Raw genomic sequence first — 22,680 nt, forward strand, 5'->3', positions numbered from 1 at the left:
TGCGCGAGCCTACGGAAAGGCGCCGGACAGGCCGGTCCCCGGGTCGGGCCGGTCCAGGGCCGAGCGGACCAGCGAGGCGACCTCGGCGGCCCGCGCCTCGTCCGGGTAGAAGGTGCGCGGCCAGAAGAAGCCGCGCAGGCCGTCCCGGCGGTTGCGCGGAACCACGTGCACGTGCAGGTGCGGCACCGACTGGCTGACCCGGTTGTTGGCCGCGACGAAGCTGCCGGCCGCGTCCATGCCGTGCTCGACCGCGGCCGTGACGCGCTGCACCCGCGAGAAGAACGGCCCGACGTCGGCGGGCGGCAGGTCGGTGACGGTCTCCAGGTGCCGGCGCGGCACGACCAGGACGTGCCCGGGGAAGAGCGGCCGGCGGTCCAGGAAGGCCACCGCCACCTCGTCGTCCAGCACCCGGTGCGACGGTTCGGTGCCGGCCACGATCGCGCAGAAGACACAGCTCACCCGGCCATTGAAACCCATCGGGCGCCGCGGGCGCAGCAGCCGCTCTGGCCGGAGGGGCAGGGTAGCGCGCTCCGGCGGATTATCTCCCGGCCTTCAGCTGACTCTCAGGCATCTCTCATCGGCGACGTGGACGTTGGCACACAGTCGACCGGCGCGGCCACTACGGCAGCTGCCTGACCTGGGGGGATACGGATGATCGAGGGGGCCGGCACGGACGGTCACGGCGCGGACGAGGGCGCGGCCGGACCGGGCGACGAGCCGGCGCGGGGCGGCGGCGGCCGGTACGCCGGGATGTCGCTGCGCCGGCGGCTGGCCGTGTTGACGGCGGTCGCGGTGTCGCTCGCGGTGCTGCTCTGCGCGACGGCCAGCTGGTTCTTCGCCCGCGACCAGATGATCAGTCAGGTCGACCAGACGCTGAAGCAGTCGGTCGGGCCGATCAGCGACGACACGCTGCGCCATCTCGCCGCCCTGTGCACCGACGCGACCCCGTACGACACCGGCCTCGCCGTCCCCACCGTCGTCTTCGCCACCGGCCGGGCCTGCCCGCCGGACGACAGCAGGGCGGTCCTGGTGACGCCCGGCGACATCCGGATCGCGGCCGGCCACACCTCGGGCCCGGGGGTGCGGAGCGCGTTCCGGTCGGGCCGGACCAGGGCCGGCACCAGCGTGCGGGTGTACGTGGTGAGCGTTCCGGTGCACTCGGGACGCGGTGCGCAGCGGCCGATGGCGCTACTGGTCTCGCAGCCGCTCGACCCGGTGCAGGACGCGCTGGAGCGGCTCGCGCTGCTGCTGGCGGGGCTGGCCGTGCTGGTCATCGCCGGTTCCAGCGTGGGCGCCGGCTGGGTCGCGCACGGCGCGCTGCGCCCGGTGGCCCGGCTCACCGAGGCGGTCGAGGAGATCGCCCGGACCCAGAAGCCCGGGACCACGGTCGCCGTCGTCGGGACGGACGCGATCGCGCGGCTGGGCCGCTCGTTCAACGCCATGAGCACCGCGCTCGCCAGCTCCCGGGAGCGGCAGTCGCAGCTGATCGCCGACGCCGGGCACGAGTTGCGGACGCCGCTGACCTCGCTGCGCACCAGCGTGGATCTGCTGGTGCGCAGCGAGGAGACCGGCCGCCCGCTGCCCGAGCAGATCCGCGGCAAGCTGCTGCGGACCATGAAGGCGCAGATGGTGGAGCTGTCCACGCTGATCGGTGACCTGCTGGAGCTCTCCCGCCCGGCCCGGGCCGAGGGGGCCGGGGCCCCGCAGGTGACGGCGCTGCACGACATTGTCTCGCGCGCGCTGGACCGCGCCCGACTGCGCGGGCCGGGGCTGGAGTTCACCGTGGAGCTGGCGCCCTGGTTCGCCCGGGTGGACGTGCACGCGATGGAGCGGGCGGTGATCAACCTGCTGGACAACGCGGTGAAGTTCAGCCCGCCGGGCAGCCGTGTCGAGGTCCGGCTGAGCTCCGGGACGCTCACTGTGCGCGACCACGGCCCGGGCATCCCCGCCGAGGAGCTGCCGCACGTGTTCGAGCGGTTCTGGCGCTCCCCGGCGGCGCGGCAGCTGCCGGGGTCGGGGCTCGGGCTGGCGATCGTGGCGCAGACGGTCCGCGACGCGGGCGGCCGGGTGTCGCTGGCCGCCGCCGAGCCGGGGCCGGGCAGCACGGCGACGCTGAGCCTGCCGGGCACCCCGGCTCCGCCGACCCCGCCACCGCTGTCACCCCCCGCTGTCGTCGACGGGCAGCAGCAGCCGGGTGCCGGGGGGTAGCGCGCCGGACCGGGCGGCCTCGGTGAGGTGGCCGAGCAGGACGGCCTGCAGGGCCGCCGCCGCGCGGGTCGGCGGCAGCTCGCGTCCGTGCGCGAGGGCGATCGTGCGGCCCAGGCCCGGGTCGGCGAACGGCGTGACGGCCAGGCCGGAGCGGGCCGCGACCATGCCCGGCAGGACGGCCGGGCCCAGGCCCGCCCGGACGAAGCCGAGCACCGCGTCCATCTCGCCGCCCTGGACCGCGAAGTCGGGCTCGAAACCGGCCGCGCGGCAGGCCGCGAGGGTGGCCTCGCGCAGGTCGTAGCCCTCGCGGAACATCACCAGGGGCTGGTCGCGCAGGTCCTCGATCCGGGCCCGGCGGCGGTCCGGCGCGGTGGCGGAGACCAGCACCAGGTCCTCGTGCAGCAGGTCGGTGACCGCAAGGCCCGGTTCCTGCGCCGCCCGCGAGGCGATGATCAGCGCGAGGTCCAGTTCGCCGGCCGCCAGGGTGCGCACCAGGTCGCGCGAGCCGTCCTCACGCACCAGCAGCTCGACGCCCGGGTAGCGGGCGCGGTAGGCGCGCAGCACGTCCGGGACCAGGCTGGTGCACAGGCTCGGCGGGGCGCCGAGCCTGACCCGGCCGCGCCGCAGCTGGACGGTCTCCTGGACGGCCGACCGGGCGCTCTCGGCGTCCGCCAGGATCCGCCGGGCCAGCGGCAGCAGGGCCTGCCCGGCGTCGGTCAGCGCGATGTTCCCGCGCTCGCGGTGGAACAGCTCTGCCCCCAACTCCCGTTCCAGTGAACGGATCTGCTGGGAGAGCGAGGGCTGGGCGACATGCTCCCGGTCCGCCGCGCGGGTGAAGTGGCGGGTCTCGGCGACGGCCGTGAAGTAGCGGAGCTGTTGGAGCTGCACAGCCTCCAGCATAGGACAGGCCTATCGTCGCGAGCTCTGTCATGTCTTGGACGCACCCCGGGGGCGCTGCCTAGCGTGGTCGGCATGGCACTCGCGACTGGGACGGGACGTCGTCCGTCCACCCTGACGACCCTCTGGCGGTCGACCGTCGGCAAGAAGGCGGCGATGGCGGTCAGCGGCGTGGTCATGCTGCTGTACCTGGTCTTCCACATGCTCGGCAACCTCAAGGTCTTCTTCGGCCCGGGCGACCTGAACGGCTACGCGGCCTGGCTGCGGACGGTGGGCGAGCCGTTCCTGCGCTACGGATGGTTCCTCTGGATCGCCCGGTGCGCGCTGACGGCCGCGGTGGTCGTGCACGGCGTGGCCGCCTACCAGCTCAGCCGGCGCGACCTGCGGGCCCGCCCGCAGAAGTACGCCCACCAGCGGCAACGGGCGACCTACGCGACCCGGACGATGCGCTGGGGCGGGGTGATCCTGGCGCTCTTCATCGTCTGGCACATCCTGGACCTCACCACGCTCACCGTGAACCCGCACGCCGAGCCGGGCCACCCCTACCAGAACATCGTGGCCTCCTTCTCCACCTGGTACGGCGGCGGCATCTACTGCGTGGCGATGCTCGCGCTCGGACTGCACGTGCGGCACGGCTTCTGGAGCGCCGCGCAGACCCTCGGCGCCAACAACCCGCGCCGCGACCGGACGTTGAAGGTCTGCGCGAACGCCCTCGCGCTGGTGCTGACCGTCGGGTTCCTGTCCGTGCCGGTGGGCGTGATGATCGGAGTCGTCCGTTGAACAGCTATCTCGACTACACCGTCGGCGCGGACCTCGCCGACACCAGCGCGCCCGGCGGGCCGATCGAACAGCGGTGGGACCAGCGGCGGTTCGAGGCCAGGTTGGTCAACCCGGCGAACCGCCGCGGCCGCACCGTGATCGTGGTCGGCACCGGTCTCGCGGGCGGCGCGGCCGGCGCCACCCTCGCCGAACAGGGCTACCACGTGGTGCAGTTCTGCTTCCAGGACTCACCGCGCCGGGCCCACTCGATCGCCGCCCAGGGCGGCATCAACGCGGCCAAGAACTACCGCAACGACGGCGACTCGGTGCGCCGGCTCTTCTACGACACCGTCAAGGGCGGCGACTTCCGCTCCCGGGAGTCCAATGTGCACCGGCTGGCACAGATCTCGGTGGAGATCATCGACCAGTGCGTCGCGCAGGGCGTGCCGTTCGCCCGCGAGTACGGCGGGCTGCTGGACACCCGCTCGTTCGGCGGCGTGCAGGTCTCCCGCACCTTCTACGCCCGCGGCCAGACCGGACAGCAACTGCTGCTCGGCGCCTACCAGGCACTGTCGCGCCAGATCGCCGCCGGCGGCGTGGAGATGCACGCCCGCACCGAGATGCTGGACCTGGTGGTGATCGACGGACGCGCCCGCGGGATCGTCGCCCGCGACCTGGTCACCGGGCGGATCAGCACCCACCTCGCGGACGCCGTGGTCCTCGCCACCGGTGGCTACGGCAACGTCTTCTACCTCTCCACCAACGCCAAGAACTCCAACACCACGGCGATCTGGCGCGCCCACCGGCGCGGCGCCCACTTCGCCAACCCCTGCTTCACGCAGATCCATCCGACCTGCATCCCGCGCTCCGGCGACCACCAGTCGAAGCTGACCCTGATGAGCGAGTCACTGCGCAACGACGGCCGGATCTGGGTGCCGAGCGCCCCCGGCGACACCCGCGCACCCGCCGACATCCCCGAGGCGGAGCGCGACTACTACCTGGAACGGACCTATCCCGCCTTCGGCAACCTGGTGCCGCGCGACATCGCCTCGCGCGCCGCCAAGACCGTCTGCGACGAGGGTCGCGGGGTGGGTCCGGGCGGACAGGGCGTCTACCTCGACTTCGCCGATGCCATCCAGCGGTTGGGCCGCGCGGCGGTGGAGGCGAAGTACGGCAACCTCTTCGAGATGTACCAGCGGATCACCGCCGAGGACCCCTACCGGGTGCCGATGCGGATCTACCCGGCGATCCACTACACGATGGGCGGCCTGTGGGTCGACTACGACCTGCAGACCACACTGCCGGGCCTGTTCGCGATCGGCGAGGCCAACTTCTCGGACCACGGCGCCAACCGGCTCGGCGCCAGCGCGCTGATGCAGGGGCTGGCCGACGGGTACTTCGTCCTGCCGGCCACCCTGAACGACTACCTGGCCCGCCTCCCGTCCGCACCGGTCGCCGCCGATCATCCCGAAATCGCGCAAGTGGAAAGGGAGGTGACGGAGCGTCTGGCAGCACTGCTGGCCGTGAACGGCGACCGCACCCCCGACTCCTTCCACCGCGAACTGGGCGAACTGCTGTGGGACCACTGCGGAATGGCCCGCTCCGACGCCGGGCTGCGCAAGGCGCTGGCGCGGATCCCGCAGCTGCGCGAGGAGTTCTGGCGGCGGATCAAGGTGCCCGGCACCGGCGAGGAGCTCAACCAGTCGCTGGAGAAGGCCAACCGACTGGTCGACCACCTCGAACTCGCCGAGCTGATGTGCCTGGACGCACTGCACCGCACCGAGTCCTGCGGCGGCCACTTCCGCACCGAGAGCCGGACGGCGGACGGCGAGGCCGCCCGCCGGGACGAGGAGTTCAGCTACGCCGCCGCCTGGGAGTTCGCGGGCCCGGGCAGCCCACCCGTCCTGCACCGCGAACAGCTCGTCTTCGACCATGTCCAGCCGACCCAGCGGAGCTACGCGTGAACCTCACCCTGCGGATCTGGCGTCAGGCCGGACCGGACGCGCCCGGCGCGCTGACCCGCTACCAGGTCAGCGGCATCAGCCCGGAGATGTCCTTCCTGGAGATGCTGGACACCCTCAACGAGGAGCTGATCCTCGCGGGCGACCAGCCCATCGCCTTCGACCACGACTGCCGCGAGGGCATCTGCGGCGCCTGCGGCATGGTGATCAACGGTCAGGCGCACGGACCCGAGCGCACCACCACCTGCCAGCTGCACATGCGGCACTTCAGGGACGGCGACACCATCGACGTCGAGCCGTGGCGGGCGGCGGCCTTCCCGGTGGTGAAGGACCTGGTGGTGGACCGTTCCGCCTTCGACCGGATCATCGGCTCCGGCGGCTACATCACCGCCCCCACCGGCAGTGCCCCCGAGGCCCACGCCACCCCCGTCCCCAAGGAGGCCGCCGACCTCGCCTTCGAGCACGCCGAGTGCATCGGCTGCGGCGCCTGCGTGGCCGCCTGCCCGAACGGCTCCGCGATGCTCTTCACCGCCGCCAAGGTGGTCCACCTCAACGTCCTCCCCCAGGGCGCCCCCGAACGCTCCTCCCGGGTCCGTTCGATGGTCGCCACCATGGACGACGAGGGCTTCGGTGGCTGTACCAACACCGGCGAGTGCGCCACCGCCTGCCCCAAGGGCATCCCGCTCTCCGGCATCTCGATGCTCAACCGCGAGTTCCTGCGCGGCGCGGGGCGCTAGGTTCTGTACGGCGACAGGTCGTAGCCGGTCACTCTTGATCATCCCGGATACTGTTCCTGTTCGCGCAGGACGGCGGTGCGGTGAAGGGGTGGACGTGGCAGGGCGGCGGAACAACGGGGTACTGGCGGCCTGGGCCGAGGAGCAGCGGCAGGAGCAGCGGCGGTGGGAAGCGCAGCGGCGCGCCGAAGCCGCCGCGCAGCGCCAGGCGGAGCGGCAGGAGCGGGAGGCGGCGCGAGAGGCCGAGCGGGCGGCGGTGCGCGGGGAGCGCGAGGCGGTGAAGGCGTACCAGCAGGGCCGGGAGGCCGAGGCGGCCCGGCGGACGTCCGAACTGGAAGCCCAGGTGGCGCAGTTGCAGGGGGTGCTGGTGACGGGCCTGGCGCAGCCCGGGTTTCCGGTGGACGCGCTGCTCGCGCCGGTGCGGCTTCCCGCCTTCGACCCTGGCCCGCTGGGAGTCCCGGTGGCGATGCCCGACCCGTCGCGCTACCAGGCACCGCCGCCCGGCGGGCTGTTGCAGCGCCGCCGCTACGAGGAGCAGCAGGCTCAGGAGCGGTCCCGTTTCGAGTACGACTGGCAGCAGGCGCAGACGGCCGAGGCGGACCGCCGACGGCGGCTGACGGAGTATCACCAGGCGTTCCTGGCATGGGAGTCCGAGCAGCGCCGGCAGGACGCCGAGCGGATCGCGCAGGTCGGCGAGCAGCTGCGGCGGCTGCGCCAGGGCGACCCCGAAGCCGTCCAGGAGTACTTCACGGCCGTGCTCTACGGCTCCGCCGGGTGGCCGGAGAACTTCCCGCGCCGGCTGTCCGCCGCCTGGGACCCGAACACCCGTCAGCTGGCGGTCGGTTGGGAGCTGCCGCCGTTCGACGTCGTGCCGGCCACCGCCCGGGTCCGGTACGTGAAGACGGACGACCGGGAGAACGAGGTCGCCCGCTCGGCGACCGAGCGGCGGCGGCTGTACCGCGAGGTGCTGGCGCAGAGCGCGCTGCGGGTGCTGCACGAACTCTTCCGCGCCGACCGGGACGCCCGCAGCGGCGACAGTGCCCGGGCCGGCCTGCTGGAGTCGGTCGCGCTGACCGGCTTCGTGCACGGCGTCGACCCGGCCACCGGGCGGGAGACCAGCCGGGTGCTGCTGGCGGTGCACGCCGGGCGGGCCGAGTTCGCGGCGGTGGCGCTGGACCGGGTGGCGCCCGTGGAGTGCCTGGAGGGCCTGCGCGGGCGGCTGTCGGCCCGCCCGGAGCGGCTGGAGGAGGTCCGCCCGGAGCGGCTGCCGGAGACGGTCGGCGCGAGCGTGGCGGGCCAGGGGCAGGCCGGGGACCCGGACCTGTTCACGATGGACCCGATCGAGTTCGAGGAGCTGATCGCCGAGCTGTTCCGGCTGCGCGGGTTCCGGGTGATGACCACCGCGCGCAGCGGCGACGAGGGCGTCGACGTGCTGGCCGAGGACCCGGACCCGGTGACCGGCGGGAAGATCGTCATCCAGGCCAAGCGCTACCGCCACACCGTGTCGCCGACCGCCGTCCGGGACCTGGACAGCACCGTGCGCCACCACGGCGCCCGCCAGGGGATCCTGGTGACCACGGCCGGGTTCGGGCCCGGCTCGTACAGCTATATCGCGGGCAAGCCGCTCGCGCTGATCACCGGACCCGAGCTGGTCGCCCTGCTGGCCGAACAGGGCCTGCGCGGACGGCTGGGCGGCGCGGAAGCGCGGGAGAGCGGGGAGAACCGGGAGAGCCCGGGGAGCCGGGGGCGCCCGGCGGCGGCGCTGTCGAGCGTCCGGCTGGAGGTCGGCTGGCAGGACCGGACGGCTGCGGGCGACCCGGTGGAGCTGGACGTCTGCGCGTTCCTCTGCGCGGGCGGACGGGTGCTCAGCGACGAGCACTTCGTCTTCTTCAACAACCTCGCCGACCCGTCCGGGGCCGTCCACCTGCGCACCGGCGTCCCGTCGGCGGCCGGGCGCGCCACCCGGCTGTCGATCGCGCTGGACCGGCTGCCCCCGGAGGTGGACGAGGTGGCGGTGGCCGTCGCGACCGACGAGGAGTCGGCGCCCGCGCTGCCGCTGGGCTATGTGCACGGGCTGACGCTGACGGCCCGCGGCGGCGAACCGGTCGGCTGGACCGGCGGCACCGGCGGGGTCGCGGAGAGCGCGATGCTGCTCGGCTCCTTCCACCGCGGGCCGCAGGGCTGGCGGTTCGAGCAGGCCGGCACTCCGGTACCCGGCGGTCTGCTGGGGCTGGCCCGGCGCTGGGGTGTGGCGGTCGGCTGAGCAGGCAGCGAGCACGGCCCCGCCTCAGGGGTGCGGGTCATACCTGCGGAGGAGGGACGCCCCCGCCGACCCTCCGCCCGACGTACCCGTAACCGTTCATCGGGGCGACGGATCACCCGATCGCGGCAAAGAGACTGTAAAGGAGCAGCGCACCGCCACCCAGGGAGACCCCGCATGAGCATCACAGCGACCGCCGTCCACGCCGCCGCCGCCGGAGCCACCGGCCTGAGCAAGGTCTACGGAGAGGGCGAGACCCGGGTGGTGGCGCTGGACCAGGTGAGCGTGGAGTTCCGGCGCGGCGAGTTCACCGCGATCATGGGACCGTCCGGTTCGGGCAAGTCGACCCTGATGCACTGCATGGCCGGCCTGGACACCGCCACCGCCGGCTCCACCCGGATCGGCGGCACCGAGCTGGTGGGCCTGGCCGACAAGGCGCTGACCAGGCTGCGGCGCGATCACATCGGCTTCGTCTTCCAGGCGTTCAACCTGCTGCCGACGCTGAACGCGCTGGAGAACATCACGCTCCCGATGGACATCGCCGGCCGCAAGGTCGACCAAGCCTGGCTGGACCGGGTGGTGGACACCGTCGGCCTCTCCGGGCGCCTGACGCACCGGCCGTCCCAGCTCTCCGGCGGCCAGCAGCAACGAGTCGCCTGCGCCCGGGCATTGGCCGGCAAGCCGGACATCGTCTTCGCCGACGAGCCGACCGGGAACCTGGACTCCCGCTCCGGCGGCGAGATCCTCTCCTTCCTGCGCAACTCGGTGCGCGAGCTGGGCCAGACCGTGGTGATGGTCACCCACGACCCGGTCGCCGCCTCCTACGCGGACCGGGTGATCTTCCTGGCCGACGGCCGGCTGGTGGACGAGCTGACGATGCCGACCGCCGACAGCGTGCTCGACCGGATGCGCCGCTTCGACGCCAAGGGCCGCACCAGCTGACGCACCATCCCCTCCACCGGTCCGTCCAGCGACTCCAGAACTGAGACCCATGTACCGCACCGCCCTGCGCAACGTCCTGGCCCACAAGGCCCGGCTGCTCATGACGATCCTCGCCGTGCTGCTCGGCACCGCCTTCGTGGCCGGCACCCTCGTCTTCACCGACACCCTCGGCAGCGCCCTGAAGTCCCAGAACGCCAAGAGCTACACCGACATCGCCGTCACCGTCAGCGACCCCGACTCCGCGCGCAGCATCTACGGCAGCGGCAGCACCAGCAGCGACGGCGCCGCGCTCACCGAGGACGTCCGCCGCAGGATCGCCGCGCTCCCCGGCACCGCCGACGCCCGCGGCGTGGTCAGCGGCTTCGCCGGAATCGCCGACCAGCACGGCAAGTTGATCGGCGACGGCTTCTCCACCACCGGCACCAACTACGTGCCGGGCCCCGACGGCAAGGACGCCCGCTACCCGCTGGTGGAGGGCCGCGGCCCGAGCGGCCCGGGCGAGGTCGTGCTCGACAGCAGGACCGCCGGCAAGGGCGGCTTCAAGGTCGGCGACACCGTACGGGTGGCCGTCAACGGGCCCGTGATGCAGCTCAAGCTGACCGGCATCGTGCACACCAACGACCCGCGGGTCTCGGCCGGCGGCTCGCTGGCCGCCTTCGACACCGCCACCGCGCAGTCGCTCTACCTCTCCCCCGGCCGCTTCAGCCAGGTCGACGTCAAGAGCCGGCCCGGCACCGACGACAACGCGCTGCTGACCCAGGTCAAGGCCACGCTGCCCGGCGGCGACTTCGGCGCCGAGACCGGCAGGCAACTCGCCGACGAGCAGGACAGGATGATCGCCGAGGCGACCAAGGGCATGAGCCAGGTGCTGCTGGCCTTCGCCGGCATCTCGCTCTTCGTCGGCATCTTCATCATCGCCAACACCTTCACCATGCTGGTCGCCCAGCGCACCAAGGAGCTGGCCCTGCTGCGCGCGGTGGGCGCCTCCCGCAAGCAGATCACCCGGTCCGTGCTGGCCGAGGCCGTGCTGATCGGTGGGATCGCCTCGGCGGCGGGCCTGTTGGCCGGCACCGGCATCGCCGCCGGGCTGCAGTGGCTGATGACCTCCGTCATGGACACCGGCCTGCCGGACGGCCCGCTGGTGATCGCCCCGGCCACCGTGCTGACCGCCGTCGCCACCGGCGTGCTGGTGACCGTCGCGGCCGCGTGGCTGCCCGCCCGGCGCGCCTCGCGGATCTCCCCGGTGGCCGCGATGAGCAGCGGCGACCAGCCCGCCACCCAGAAGAGCCTGCTGCTGCGCAACTCCGTCGGCGGCGTCCTCGCCCTGCTCGGCCTCGGCGCGCTGGCGGCCGGGTCGGCGAGCAAGTCGAGCGGACTGCTCGCGGCGGGCGCCGCCGTCGTCCTGCTCGGGATCTTCGTCCTCACCCCGCTGCTCTCCCGCCCGCTGATCGGCCTGTTCACCCCGCTGCTGCGCCGCCTCTACGGCACCCCCGGCAAGCTGGCCCGGGAGAACGCGCTGCGCAACCCGCGCCGCACCGCGGCCACCGCCTCCGCGCTCACCATCGGCGTCACCCTGATCACCGGGCTGACCGTCATCGGTGCCTCGGTCAACCAGGCGGTCGACAAGGCCTCGGCGACCGACGTGTCGGCCGACTACACGGTCGCGATGGCCAACTTCTCGCCGCTCGCCCCCGAGGTCGCCACCCAGATAGCCAAGACCCCCGGCGTCACAGCCAGCAGCGTGGAGCGCACCGTCTCGGTCAAGGTCGGCGACGACACACGCTGGCTGACCGGCGTGAACGCCGACAGCATCGGATCGCTCGTCACGCTGACCGCACGGGAGGGCTCGGTCGACGCGCTGAAGCAGGGTCAGCTGCTGGTCAGCCAGGACTACGCCGCCCGGGAGGGCATGAAGCTCGGCGACACCCTGGCGGTGACCTACCCGGACGGCAGCGCAGGACGGCTGACCGTCGGCGGCGTGCTCGCGAAGGACGGCGGGACGACCGGACTGATCGCCCCCGACGCGCTGATCGCCCCGCACAGCAAGCCGGCCGGCAGCCCCGCGGGCGCCACCGCCGGGCTGGACAAGGTGCTGGTCAAGGCCGCCAACGGCCCCACCGGGCAGCTCAGGCAGGCGCTGACCGACGCCACCGGCGGCAACCCGCTGATCACCGTCAAGGACCAGCAGGACATCAGGGACGAGTCGCGCCAGATGATCACCGCCGTGCTCAACATCATGTACGGGCTGCTCGGGATGTCCGTGGTGGTCGCCGTGCTCGGCGTGGTCAACACCATGGCGATGTCGGTCTTCGAGCGGCGCCGGGAGATCGGCATGCTGCGGGCGATCGGCCTGGACCGGCGCGGGGTGCGGCAGACCGTCCGGCTGGAGTCGCTGCTCATCTCGCTGCTGGGCGGGGTGCTGGGGATCGGCCTGGGGATCCTGATCGCCTGGGCGGCGGGCGGCCTGATGCGCAGCAGCCTGCCCGGGCTGACGTTGGTGGTGCCGCCGCTGCAGGTGCTCGGGTTCCTGTTCGGCGCCGCGCTGATCGGCCTGCTGGCCGCGCTCTGGCCGGCCCGCCGGGCGGCCCGGCTGGACATCCTGGACAGCATCAAGGCCGCCTGACCCCTGGTCGGACGGCGGTAGGACGGATGGCGGGTCGGGCTCGGTGCCCGGCCCGCCATCCGCCTGTTCGGGCACTCTTAGGCGGGCGCCGGGGACCCGACCACCCGGATGCTGACAAGAGCCGGGCGCTGTGTAAAGCTGCGGTTCTGCACCGTACACGTGCCGTGCAGGACGCACGGGGGGAAAGACCCGCATGACAGCTGCACAGGAGGCGGCGGACCGCGCCACTCCGCCCGCCCAGGCACCGCCGCGCCCCGGCGCCGGACGCTTCGCGGCAGCCGGTGTGGCGGTCGCCGCGCTACTGCTGGCCGCGCTGCTGCTGCGCACCGACGGCAGCTCGTGGACGGCCGCCAGGGGGCCGCTGAGCGGCAACTTCTCGGTGAAGATGCTGATCGCCCTCGGCTGGCTGGCGGCCGTCGGGGCACTGGCCGGGCGCTACCGCAGCTCGGTGCGCGGCGTGCAGGGGCTGTCGCCCCGGGCCGAGCGGCTCAAGGAGGCGACGCTCGTCCTGCTGCCGGCGCTGGCCGTCGGGGTGCCGGCCCTGATGGTGATCTTCACCAATCCCGGCAATGTCGCCCCGGACCAGGGCGGGAACCTGCAGCACCTCCAGCAGCGCCAGCGCGTCAACGCGAGGAGCCACACGCCAACCGGCGACGCCGGGCCCGGTCATCTGCTGCCTGTGCTCACCGGTGTGGTCGAGGCGGTGATCGTGCTGCTGGTGGTGGTGGGCCTGGCGATCGGGCTGGTCTCGCTGTGGCGCCGCCGGCACGCCCTGTGGGGCGACCCGGCGCAGCCGCCGGCCCTGGCGCAGGGCGCCGCCGACGAGGAGGTGCTCGCCGAGGCCGTCGACTCCGCCCGCCGGGCGCTGCACGGCGACGACGCCCGGGCGGCCGTGATCGCCTGCTACGCGGCGATGGAGGACTCGCTGGCCGGCTCCGGCGCTGCCCGCCAGGCCTCCGACAGCCCGACCGACCTGCTGGACCGGGTGGTCTCCAACGGCACCCTGCGGGCCGCCGAGGCGGTCGAACTGACCACCCTGTTCCGCGAGGCCCGCTACTCCAGCCACCCGATGGGCCCCGCGGAACTGCGCCGCGCCGGCGCCGCGCTGGAGGCCGTCGCGGCCCAACTCGCCGAACGGGCCGCGGAGTCCGAACGGGCCGCGCAGTCCGAGCAGGCAGAGCGGTCCGCGGCCACCGAGCGGAGGTCCCGATGAACGCAGCGCAGGGGCCGGAGGTCCCCCCTGGTTCGGTCCGCGACTCGTTGACCGTGCTCGGTGCCACGGCCGTCGGCGCCGAACTCGCCCTCACCCTGGCCGGCGGCCTGACCGGCGCGGCCCTGGGCGCGGCGCTGCTGACCGGGGCCGCACTGCTGACCGCCCGCTTCGTGGCCGGCGCCGACTCCGAGGACAGCGGCTACCGCAAGGGCCTGCGGATGATGGGCACCCACGAGCCCAGCATCCAGGACTGGCACTGGACGGTGCGCAACGGCCTGGACGACGGCGGCTTCACGCACGTCCTGCGCCCACGGCTGCAACGCCTGTACGCCTCCCGGCTCTCCGAAGTGCACGCCGTCTCGCTCTTCGACGAGCCGGCCCGGGCCGCCGAACTGGTGGGCCCGGAGCTCTGGCCCTGGCTCGACCCCGAGCAGCCCCCGCCCGGCGCGACCGTGCCGGAGCCGGTGCTGCGGGCCCTGGTCGACCGCCTCGAAGCGCTGTAGTCCCTCTCGGTCCGCTCCCCGACAGAAGCCGGGGCTATCCACGAAGGTATGCGATGAAGCTCTCTCACGACGTCTCGCTGACACCGCAGCAGGCCGGCCAACGGGCCCGCCAGGTGCTGGACGAGATCGGGCGGGCCGTGGTCGGCAAGCCCGAGGCACTGGAACTGGTCATGCTCGGCGTGCTGGCCGGCGGCCACATCCTGATCGAGGACCTTCCCGGCCTCGGCAAGACGCTGCTGGCGCGCTCCTTCGCCACCACGCTGGGCCTGGACTTCCGGCGCATCCAGTTCACCCCCGACCTGCTGCCCTCGGACGTCTCGGGCGCGCCGTTCTACGACCAGCAGAGCGGCGAGATGGTGTTCCGCCCGGGCCCGCTCTTCACCCACCTGCTGCTGGCCGACGAGATCAACCGGACGCCGCCCAAGACCCAGGCGGCGCTGCTGGAGGCGATGGCCGAGGCGCAGGTGACCGTCGACGGGACGACCCGGCGGCTGCCCGACCCGTTCGTGGTGATCGCCACCGCCAACCCGATCGAGTACGAGGGGACGTACAGCCTGCCCGAGGCGCAGCTCGACCGGTTCCTGCTGCGGGTGCGGATGGGCTACCTCACGCCCGAGCTGGAGGGCTCGATGCTGCGCGCCCGGCTCGACCGGGCCGCTCCGGAGGCGCGGGTGCAGGCGCTGAGCAACCCGGCCGAGGTGCTGGCGATGCGCGCCGCGCTGGAGCAGGTGGAGGTGGACGACGACCTGGTCGACTACATCGTCGCGCTGATCAGCGCGACCCGGGTGGACCCGCAGATCCAGGTCGGCGCCTCGCCGCGCGGCGGCCTGGCGCTGGTCCAACTCGCGCGCGCCCGTGCGGTGCTGGACGGCCGGGACTACCTCACCCCGGAGGACGTCAAGTCCGTCGCCGTGCCGGCGCTGGCCCACCGGGTCACCCTCAAGCCCGAGTTGTGGGTCCGCCAGGTCGAAGCGGACGACGTGCTGGCCAAGTTGGTGGCGTCGGTGCCCACCCCGCAGACACTGCCCCGGTCGGCAGTCGAGTCGTGACCACCGATCGGCGCGTGCTGGAGCGGGCGCTCACCGACTCCGGCAGTGGGGCGCCCAGCGAGCCGCCGCCGCCGCGCCCGCCGGGCTGGCGGACCGGCGAGCGGGCCCTGCGGCTGGCCACCGTGGCCGTCGCCGCCGCCACGGCCGCGCTGGTCACCGGCCGGCCCTGGCTGCTGGCGCTGGCGGCCGGCCCGGTGGTGCTGCTGGCGCTGGCCGCGCCCACCCGGCGCCGGCCCACCCGGCTGGAGACCACGGTGACGGCCGAGCCGCGCCGCTGCTTCGAAGGCGAGAGCATCACGGCTCGGCTGGACCTCGACCACGACGGTGAGGCCGGACTGATCGACCCGGCCATCACGCTCGGCCCGGGGGTCGAGCTGACCGAGCTGTGGGTCACCGGCTCCACGCTCAACCTCCGCCTGACCGCCCGCCGTTGGGGGCGCTGGACACTCGGCACGGTGGACCTGGACCTCTACGACACCGGCGGTCTGGCCCGGCGCACCGTGCGGGCCGACCTCGGCGAGGTGGACATCTACCCGATCCCCACCCCGTCCCGGCTCACCCCGATCCCGGTGCGGCTGCCCGAGCGGCTCGGCGAGCACACCACCCGGCAGAGCGGCGAGGGCGTGGAGGTCGTCGGGGTGCGCCCGCACGTCTGGGGTGAGCGTCAGCGACGCATCCACTGGCCCTCGACCACCCGGCGCGGCTCGATCCAGATCAACCAGTTCGCCGCCGAGCGCACCGCCGACGCGGTCATCCTGCTGGACGCGCTGACCGACCTGCGCGACCCGGCGAGCGGGCGCTCCAGCCTGGACGAGACGCTGCGCGCGGCCACCGGACTGACCCGCGCCTACCTGCGCAAGCACGACCGGGTGGGCGTGGTCTCGATCGGCGGCGCGATCCACTGGCTGAGCCCCGGCACCGGGGACCGGCACTTCTACCGGATCGTGGAGAGCGTGCTGGAAGTCCGCAAGGACCTCGGCTACCGCAACCCCGACCTGCACCGGCTGCCGCCGGCGGCGCTGCCCTCGGGCGCGCTGGTGTACGCGTTCACGCCGCTGGCCGACCAGCGCGTCCTGGACGTGCTGCGCGACCTGGCCGACCGCGGCAACCCGCTGGTGGTGGTGGAGATCCCGACCGGCGACCCGGAGATCGAGGCGCAGGACCAGGTCGGGCAGACCGCGCTGCGGCTGTGGCGGGCGGACCGCCGGGCGATGCGCTTCGCCCTGGAGAACCGCGGCATCCCGGTGGTCACCCAGACGCCCGGGGAGTCGCTCGACCTGACCGTCGCCCCGCTGCTGCGCAGCCGGATCCAGGGGAGATCACGATGAGCGGATCACAGAAGGCCACCCGGGCCGAGGGGCCGGACGCCCTGCGGGCGCTGCCCGCGCGGTGCCTGGGCGTGGTGCTGGCCGTCTCGGCCTGTCTGTCCGAGGCGCACGGCCTGCGGACGGCCGGGGACGCGGTGCTGCCGCTGGCCGCCGCCCTGTTCGGCTGGTGGGCCGGACCGCCGGTGACCGGGCGCCCGGTGCGCGGCTCCGCCCGGTGGACCCGCCAGTTCGCCCGGCACCGCAACACCGCGCTGGCCACCGCCACCGTGCTGCTCGCGGCGATCAGCGCTCCGCCGGCCTGGCTGGCGGCCGTGATCACCGTACTGCTGCTCGGCTACCTGGTGTTCGTCGACGCCGCGACCTACGGCCGCCGGCCGACCGGCCCGATGCCCGCACTGGCCGCGTACGCGGCGGCCGCGCTGGTGCTGCTCGCCGCCTTCACGCCGACCGGCGCGAGCGGCTGGGCCCGGCTGCCGGCCGCGCTCGGGGTGGCGCTGGCCGGGATCACGGTGGCCTCCGCGCTCTGGCTCTCCCCCTCGGATGGCGTGAAGAAAAGCTGATGGTCCGGCAGTTCCGCGCTGCTACACCGGAACTGACGGACCATCAGCAGTTTGTGCGTCGACTCCCCCGACCGCCGCCCGGGCGCTACCTCGCGAGCCGTCCGAGCAGGGCGGAGGCACAGGCTACGCCCAGTGCGGCGGCCAGCGCCAGCACCCCGAAGTCGCTGACGAGATGGGCGTGGGTGCCGATCAGCAGCCCGCGCAGTGCGTCCACCTCGTAGCTCAGCGGGTTCGCCTTGCTGACCGCCTGGAGCCAGCCCGGCATCAGGCTGACCGGGTAGAGGGCGTTGGAGCCGAAGAAGAGCGGCATGGTGATGGCCTGCCCGATGCCCATCAGCCGGTCGCGGGTGAGCACGATGCCGGCGATCGACATCGAGAGGCAGGAGAAGAAGGCCGAGCCGAGCAGGACCACGACGGCCACGCCCAGCAGCTTCAGCGGGTTCCAGGTCAGCGCGACCCCGAGCAGGGCGGCGATGACCACTACCACCAGGGCCTGGATCACCGCCTTGACCCCTGCGGCGAAGGCCTTGCCGGTCACCAGGGCGGCCCTCGGCGTCGGGGTGACCAGCAGTTTGGTCAGCACGCCCGAGTCGCGCTCCCAGATGATCATGATGCCGTAGAAGATCGCGATGAACATCGCGGACTGGGCGATGATCCCCGGCGCCAGGTAGTCCAGGTACGGGATCCCGTTGGTCGGTATCGCCTTGATCCGGGTGAAGGTCTCACCGAAGATCAGCAGCCACAGGGCCGGCTGGACGGCGCGGGTGTAGAGCTCGGTGCGGTCGTGGCGCAGCTTCTGCAGCTCCACCACGCACATCGCCGTGATCCGGGCGAGGACCACCCGCCAACCCGACCGGGCCTGCGGCGGGACGAGCAGCAGACCGAGGTCGCGGCGCGGCGCGGCCGCCGGGGCCGCGGCCGGGGTCGCGGCCGGGTCAGCCGACTCGGGAGGCGGTGCGACGGGTACGACTGACATCCTTGAACTCCCCTTCGTTCTCGGTCGCGTTGGCGAGGCCGCTGCCGGCGAAGTGCCGGAACACGTCGTCCAGGGTCGGCGGCTCGGCGAGTTCGAGCTGCTCCCCCACCTCGGTCCGCAGCTGCTCGGGGGTGCCGAGCGCGCGGATCCTGCCGCGGTGCATCAGGGCGACGCGGTCGCAGTACTGATCCGCCTCGTCCATGTAGTGCGTGGTGACCAGGACGGTCATGCCGGTGGCGGCCCGCACCTCGTCGATGCACTCCCACACGCTGGTGCGGGCGATCGGGTCCAGGCCGATCGTCGGCTCGTCCAGGACGAGCAGGCGCGGCGCGCTGACCAGGGCCTGGGCCAGTTCGAGGCGGCGGACCATGCCGCCGGAGTAGGTCTTGGCCAGCCGGTCCGCGGCGTCGGTCAGGTCGACCGCGGCGATCGCCTGGGCCACCCGGGCGGCTCGCTCGCGGCGCGGGACGTCGAAGACCCGGGCGAACAGCGAGACGTTCTCCCGACCGGTCAGCCCGCCGTCGGCGGAGAGCTGCTGGGGGACGTAGCCGAGCATCCGGCGGACCTGCATCTGCCGCTTGGCCGGGTCGTGGCCGAACACCCGGACCATGCCGGACGGGACCGGCAGCAGGGTGGTGATCGAGCGGATCGCGGTGGTCTTGCCCGCGCCGTTGGGGCCAAGCAGACCGAAGACCTCGCCGGTACGCACCGTCAGGTCGAGGCCGTCGACGGCCTTGGTCTGGCCGAAGGAGTACTCCAGACCCGTACAGACCACGGCCTCGGACGGATCGCCCGGGTCCGCTGTCGTGGTGGTGGTGCTCTCGCTCTGCGTCATCACCCTTCCTCCTCCCGATCGCGCAGCCCGGCGGCCAGTCGCCGCAGGGCCGGCAGCGCGGCGGCCAGGGCCGCGCGGTCGTCCGGTGACAGCTGCGCGACCTCTTCGCCGATCAGCGCGTCGCGCTTGGCCGCCCAGGCCGCCAGCCGTTCGGCCGCCTCCGGCGTGGGCAGCAGCAGCGCCGCACGGCGGTCCTGCGGATCGGTCTCGCGGCGCAGCAGGCCGGTCTTCACCAGCTGGTTGACCAGCGTGGAGACCGAATTTCCGGCCAGGCCGAGCTCCTTGGCCGCAGCCGAGACCCGGATCCCCGGGCTCGCCTCGACCAGCCGCAACAGCTCGACCTCGGCGCCGCGCAGGCGCGGCACCGTCAACCCGCGCCGCAGCCTCCGGCGCACCAGCCGCTGGATCCCGGCCAGCAGGCCGGCCAGGTCGCTGGTGAACTCCACGTCCGTCATGCTCGTCATTTTACCTCTCAATAAGAGGTATCTGTCCAGACCCCCTCCCGGGACGGGCGGCCTTCGGGGCGGACTACGACCGGCCGTTCCACTCGTCGGCGAGCAGGCCGAAGACGACCTCGTCCACGAAGGCGCCGTTGACCCAGGCCGCCCGGCGCAGGATCCCCTCCTGGGTGAAGCCGGCCCCGAGCGCCGCGCGGCTCATCGCGATGTTGTCGGTGAGCGTCTCCAGCTGGAGGCGCTGCAGGCCGCGCACGGTGAAGCCGTAGTGGCACAGCACCCGCACCACGTCGCCGGACAGACCCCGGCCGCGGAACGAGGGACGCAGCGACATGCCCACGTGGGCCGTCCGGTTGTGGACGTCGATGCCCCAGAGCAGGGCCTCGCCGGCCAACTCGCCCGAGGCCAACTCCAGCACCGAGAAGAAGGAGACGTCGTCCGAGGGGTCGGCGACGGCGTACGGCGAGGCGGCCGACCCCGGGGCGATCGGCCGCCAGGGGCGGGTGTCGGAGCGCGACCGGGTGGCCACGTCCTCGTAGAGCTCGGCGTGCAGGACAGGGACATCGCTCTCGTGCCGGGCGCGCAGCCCGGTTTTCTCACCGCGTAGCATGCGACGTTCCTATCCGGCCGCTGCCCGGCGATCAACAGGTTTACCCGTGGGCTCCCCCTGCTGGAGCAGTAGCCGGCAGGCGATCAGCCCAGCAGCGCCTGCCAGTCGGTGACCCCACCGCGACCGGACCCCTCGGCGAGGGTGCGCGGACCCTCGTGCAGGACGTAGTGCCGCGGCGCCATCGCCGTGTCGCGGCCCGGCAGCGCGGCCATCACGGCGGCGTGCACCTGCTGGAGGGTCAGCGGGCGGCCGTCGATGTCGATCCTGGCCGTCAACCGATCTTCCTCCAGCGAAACTTGGCAGGGCCGCCGGTCGAGTGCGGACTCCAGCAGGGCGCGGGTGGCCACCAGGTCGATCCACGAGTTGTCGACCCGGCGCCACCGCTCGCCGGTCCGGCGACCGGCCACCAGGCCGGTGAGCGCGGGCAGTTCGCGCAGCGGCAGCGGTCCGGTCGCGGCGGCGTCGAGCAGCCGGAGCAGCCCGTGCACCAGGTGTTCGGTCTCGGCCACCGTGAAGAGCTGCGGATCGGCGTGCAGGGTCAGCTCCAGACAGCCGCGCACCCGCCAGATGTTCAGCATGATCCTGGTCGGCAGGATCTCCTTGGGCAGCCAGGTGAGCTCCGGATCCGCCGCCGGGACCGGGCAGCCGGCCGCCGCGACCTCCTCGGGGACGGTCATGCTGAGGTCGTTGACCACGACGTGCCGCGCGAAGCGGGCGCCGCGCAGGTGCGCGGTGTCGTCGATCATGCGCCAGATCTTCTCCGCGTCGAAGGCGCTGTGCCAGTAACCGCCCAGCGCGGCCGCCTGGACGCGCCCGAGCAGCTCGTCGAAGTCGGCGGCGTCGGTCTCCAGGCTGAGCAGGGCGTCCTGGGCCAGTGTTCCGATGTGGTCGCCCAGCCCCGGCCGGTGCCGGTTGGAGGACAACGCCGCGACGACGACGGTGCGTTGGTCGGCACGCTGGGCCACCAGCGCGACGTACGCCGCGAGCAGCACGTTGGAGGCGCTGGTCCCGGTGCGCCGCTCCGCCCGCTCCAACGCCTCGGCGGCGGCCGTCGAGCGGACCAGCAGGGTCGGCAGCAGCGCGTCGCTCGCCCCGACCCGGTCGTCGGCGAAGACCGCCTGCGGGCTGCAGCGCAGGATCCGTTCCCAGTGCCGCAGCGCCGCCTTCGCCCGGCGCTGCCCGCCCTTGGACTGCTCCGACTCGGCGACCTCCAGCGGAGTGCGGCCCTGCGCCGGGGGCAGGCTTCCCCCGGCGACCAGCGTCAGCCACTCCATGTAGAGCAACCCGGTTGCCACGCCGTCCAGTTGGGCATGGCAGATCACCACCACCAACTGGACCGGACGGCCCTGCACGGTGACCAGGGTCGGCCGGAGCGGGAACTCCGCGGCCAGGTCGAAGGCCCGGGCGCGGCCCAGCCGGCCCAGCTCCATGGTCAGCGCGCCCAGCTCGTCGGTCGGCTCGGCCGCCACCACCTGGACCGTGAACTCGCCCTCCAGGAGCACCTCCTGGAGCTCCGGCTGATCGCCGGGCGGGCCCGGGAAGACGGTCCGCAGTGCCTCGTGCCGCTCGGCCAGCGTGCGCAGCGCGCCCAGCACATCCGGCAGCCGGGCGCCCTCGGGGACGGTCCAGAACGCCTGCTTGTTCATATGCGAGGGGTCGTCGAGCCGGATGCAGCGGATCATGTTGTCCTGACCCAGCGTCAGCGGACCGACCCGTCGGCCCTGCGCCGAATCCTCCACCGCGTAGCGGACGGTGTGCCGTTCAGCGTCGCGTTCGGTGTGGCGTTCGGTGTGGCGTTCGGACGTGCTCATGCGGCGCCTCCCGCCGAGCGGGCGGACAGCGCCTGGACGACCTCGGCCGGCCAGCGGTCCGGACGACTGCCGTGCGCGTGCAGCAACGCCAGCGCGATCCGCTCGATACCGAAGGCCGTACAGGCCGTGTGGCCCGTCGCACCGGCGCTGGTGAAACCGAAGACCGAGCCGAAGTGGTCCTTGTGGATGTTGGCCGAGGCCACCGCCTGGACCAGGCCGTCGGCGACCGGGACGCGCAGCTCGTACTTCAACTGCTGCATCCGCTGGGCCGCTTGGTAGAGCCGGCGGCCCGCGCCGAAGAACGGGTCGTCGGCCACCTCCACCGTCACCTTGAGCGAGAGGCCGCTCAGCCAGTCGGCCACCCGGTCCAGCCAGCGGCCGCGCCAGCGCAGGCAGTGTTCCTCGTCGCCCGCGGTGACCAGCTCGGCCATCCGGAACGTGCGCAGCCGGCCCACCTCGCTGGTCGCCTCCTGGCGGAAGCAGTGCGCCTCCACGGCGAACCGGGCCGGCTCGGCGAGGTCCCGGCCGGCCAGCGTCGCGTACACGGGATAGCAGGCGGCCGGCAGCAGGACCAGGTCGCTGACCCGCTGCCGCTCGTGCCACTCCCCGCCGGTCGCGATCCGCGGCGCCAACTCGCCCCACTGCTCGGCCGTTCCGGCGTAGCTGTGCACGGTGCCGAGAAGCTGGGGGAAGGTCGCGACGTAGCCGGCCTGCTCGATGGTCTGCCGGGAGATCACCGGCGGGACGGTGAGCCGACGGAACGGCTCATCGACCGCGAGGGCGCCGATCCCGGCCCGCAGCCCGGCCACGATCCGCTCGAAGGCCTCGGGATAGAGCAGCACGCCGGGCACCCCGGTCGGCAGCGGGAGTGCTTCGTCATCGATCATCGATCCACCACCGTGTTCTAGGAATTGACGCTGTCTCAACTGAGCTGCGACGGCGCCCAGTCGTACCGG

At 73.3% G+C, this 22,680-nt stretch carries 20 protein-coding genes; 12 read left to right on the top strand and 8 right to left on the bottom strand.

Annotation, left to right across the window (positions count from 1 at the left end; all coding sequences use genetic code 11):
• Window positions 1-9 precede the first annotated feature (9 nt).
• Entirely contained in the window at window positions 10-459 is a 450-nt protein-coding gene (locus BS80_RS12965; RefSeq protein WP_232246446.1) for an HIT family protein, read from the bottom strand.
• A 192-nt stretch (window positions 460-651) separates the two neighbouring features.
• Between BS80_RS12965 and BS80_RS12970 the strand changes: the two genes are divergently transcribed.
• Window positions 652-2,208 (top strand): sensor histidine kinase, encoded by a 1,557-nt coding sequence (locus BS80_RS12970; RefSeq protein WP_083974575.1) that lies wholly within the window; start codon window positions 652-654, stop codon window positions 2,206-2,208.
• Here BS80_RS12970 and BS80_RS12975 read toward each other — a convergent pair.
• Window positions 2,158-3,096 carry a LysR family transcriptional regulator gene (locus BS80_RS12975; protein WP_035797442.1) on the bottom strand — a complete coding sequence of 313 codons (939 nt, stop codon included), beginning with the start codon at window positions 3,094-3,096 and terminating at the stop codon, window positions 2,158-2,160. The genes BS80_RS12970 and BS80_RS12975 overlap by 51 nt on opposite strands.
• Window positions 3,097-3,180: 84 nt before the next feature.
• On the opposite strand from BS80_RS12975, the gene BS80_RS12980 reads away from it, so the two are divergent.
• From BS80_RS12980 to BS80_RS13030, 11 genes are all read left to right on the top strand, one after another.
• Entirely contained in the window at window positions 3,181-3,885 is a 705-nt protein-coding gene (locus BS80_RS12980; protein ID WP_051966520.1) for a succinate dehydrogenase cytochrome b subunit, read from the top strand.
• Complete coding sequence (locus BS80_RS12985; protein WP_035796615.1) at window positions 3,882-5,828, top strand: fumarate reductase/succinate dehydrogenase flavoprotein subunit; 1,947 nt, start codon at window positions 3,882-3,884, stop codon at window positions 5,826-5,828. Before BS80_RS12980 ends, BS80_RS12985 begins: the two co-directional genes overlap by 4 nt.
• The gene (locus tag BS80_RS12990) at window positions 5,825-6,562 is read left to right on the top strand and encodes a succinate dehydrogenase/fumarate reductase iron-sulfur subunit (protein ID WP_035796617.1); all 738 of its coding nucleotides are present in this window, start codon (window positions 5,825-5,827) and stop codon (window positions 6,560-6,562) included. Before BS80_RS12985 ends, BS80_RS12990 begins: the two co-directional genes overlap by 4 nt.
• 94 nt (window positions 6,563-6,656) lie before the next feature.
• Window positions 6,657-8,822 (top strand): restriction endonuclease, encoded by a 2,166-nt coding sequence (locus BS80_RS43535; RefSeq protein WP_063771978.1) that lies wholly within the window; start codon window positions 6,657-6,659, stop codon window positions 8,820-8,822.
• Window positions 8,823-8,996: 174 nt separating this feature from the next.
• Entirely contained in the window at window positions 8,997-9,761 is a 765-nt protein-coding gene (locus tag BS80_RS13000) for an ABC transporter ATP-binding protein (protein WP_035796619.1), read from the top strand.
• A 49-nt stretch (window positions 9,762-9,810) separates the two neighbouring features.
• Window positions 9,811-12,384 carry an ABC transporter permease gene (locus BS80_RS13005; RefSeq protein WP_035796621.1) on the top strand — a complete coding sequence of 858 codons (2,574 nt, stop codon included), beginning with the start codon at window positions 9,811-9,813 and terminating at the stop codon, window positions 12,382-12,384.
• A gap of 193 nt (window positions 12,385-12,577) precedes the next feature.
• Complete coding sequence (locus tag BS80_RS13010) at window positions 12,578-13,597, top strand: DUF4129 domain-containing protein (protein WP_051966522.1); 1,020 nt, start codon at window positions 12,578-12,580, stop codon at window positions 13,595-13,597.
• Complete coding sequence (locus BS80_RS13015) at window positions 13,594-14,100, top strand: hypothetical protein (protein WP_035796623.1); 507 nt, start codon at window positions 13,594-13,596, stop codon at window positions 14,098-14,100. Before BS80_RS13010 ends, BS80_RS13015 begins: the two co-directional genes overlap by 4 nt.
• Before the next feature lie 53 nt (window positions 14,101-14,153).
• Entirely contained in the window at window positions 14,154-15,149 is a 996-nt protein-coding gene (locus BS80_RS13020; RefSeq protein WP_035796625.1) for an AAA family ATPase, read from the top strand.
• On the top strand, window positions 15,146-16,477 hold the full coding sequence (locus tag BS80_RS13025; protein ID WP_035796627.1) for a DUF58 domain-containing protein: 1,332 nt from the start codon (window positions 15,146-15,148) through the stop codon (window positions 16,475-16,477). Before BS80_RS13020 ends, BS80_RS13025 begins: the two co-directional genes overlap by 4 nt.
• A complete protein-coding gene (locus BS80_RS13030; protein WP_051966523.1) occupies window positions 16,474-17,037 on the top strand; it encodes a hypothetical protein in 564 nt (187 codons plus the stop codon). Before BS80_RS13025 ends, BS80_RS13030 begins: the two co-directional genes overlap by 4 nt.
• Before the next feature lie 85 nt (window positions 17,038-17,122).
• Here BS80_RS13030 and BS80_RS13035 read toward each other — a convergent pair whose 3' ends face one another.
• From BS80_RS13035 to BS80_RS13060, 6 genes are all read right to left on the bottom strand, one after another.
• Complete coding sequence (locus tag BS80_RS13035) at window positions 17,123-18,013, bottom strand: ABC transporter permease (protein WP_035796629.1); 891 nt, start codon at window positions 18,011-18,013, stop codon at window positions 17,123-17,125.
• On the bottom strand, window positions 17,973-18,848 hold the full coding sequence (locus BS80_RS13040) for an ATP-binding cassette domain-containing protein (protein ID WP_035796631.1): 876 nt from the start codon (window positions 18,846-18,848) through the stop codon (window positions 17,973-17,975). The genes BS80_RS13035 and BS80_RS13040 overlap by 41 nt, the downstream gene beginning before the upstream one ends.
• Window positions 18,848-19,303: a MarR family winged helix-turn-helix transcriptional regulator gene (locus BS80_RS13045; protein WP_035797450.1), complete on the bottom strand. Its 456-nt coding sequence runs from the start codon at window positions 19,301-19,303 to the stop codon at window positions 18,848-18,850. The genes BS80_RS13040 and BS80_RS13045 overlap by 1 nt, the downstream gene beginning before the upstream one ends.
• 73 nt (window positions 19,304-19,376) lie before the next feature.
• On the bottom strand, window positions 19,377-19,913 hold the full coding sequence (locus BS80_RS13050) for a GNAT family N-acetyltransferase (protein WP_035796632.1): 537 nt from the start codon (window positions 19,911-19,913) through the stop codon (window positions 19,377-19,379).
• A gap of 83 nt (window positions 19,914-19,996) precedes the next feature.
• Window positions 19,997-21,724: a condensation domain-containing protein gene (locus BS80_RS13055; RefSeq protein ID WP_051966524.1), complete on the bottom strand. Its 1,728-nt coding sequence runs from the start codon at window positions 21,722-21,724 to the stop codon at window positions 19,997-19,999.
• Window positions 21,721-22,611, bottom strand: coding sequence for a class-II aminoacyl-tRNA synthetase family protein (locus BS80_RS13060; RefSeq protein ID WP_035796635.1), 891 nt, complete (start codon window positions 22,609-22,611; stop codon window positions 21,721-21,723). The genes BS80_RS13055 and BS80_RS13060 overlap by 4 nt, the downstream gene beginning before the upstream one ends.
• Between the last annotated feature and the right edge of the window lie 69 nt (window positions 22,612-22,680).

The organism is Kitasatospora mediocidica KCTC 9733 (assembly GCF_000744225.1).
Classification (GTDB): Bacteria; Actinomycetota; Actinomycetes; order Streptomycetales; family Streptomycetaceae; genus Kitasatospora; species Kitasatospora mediocidica.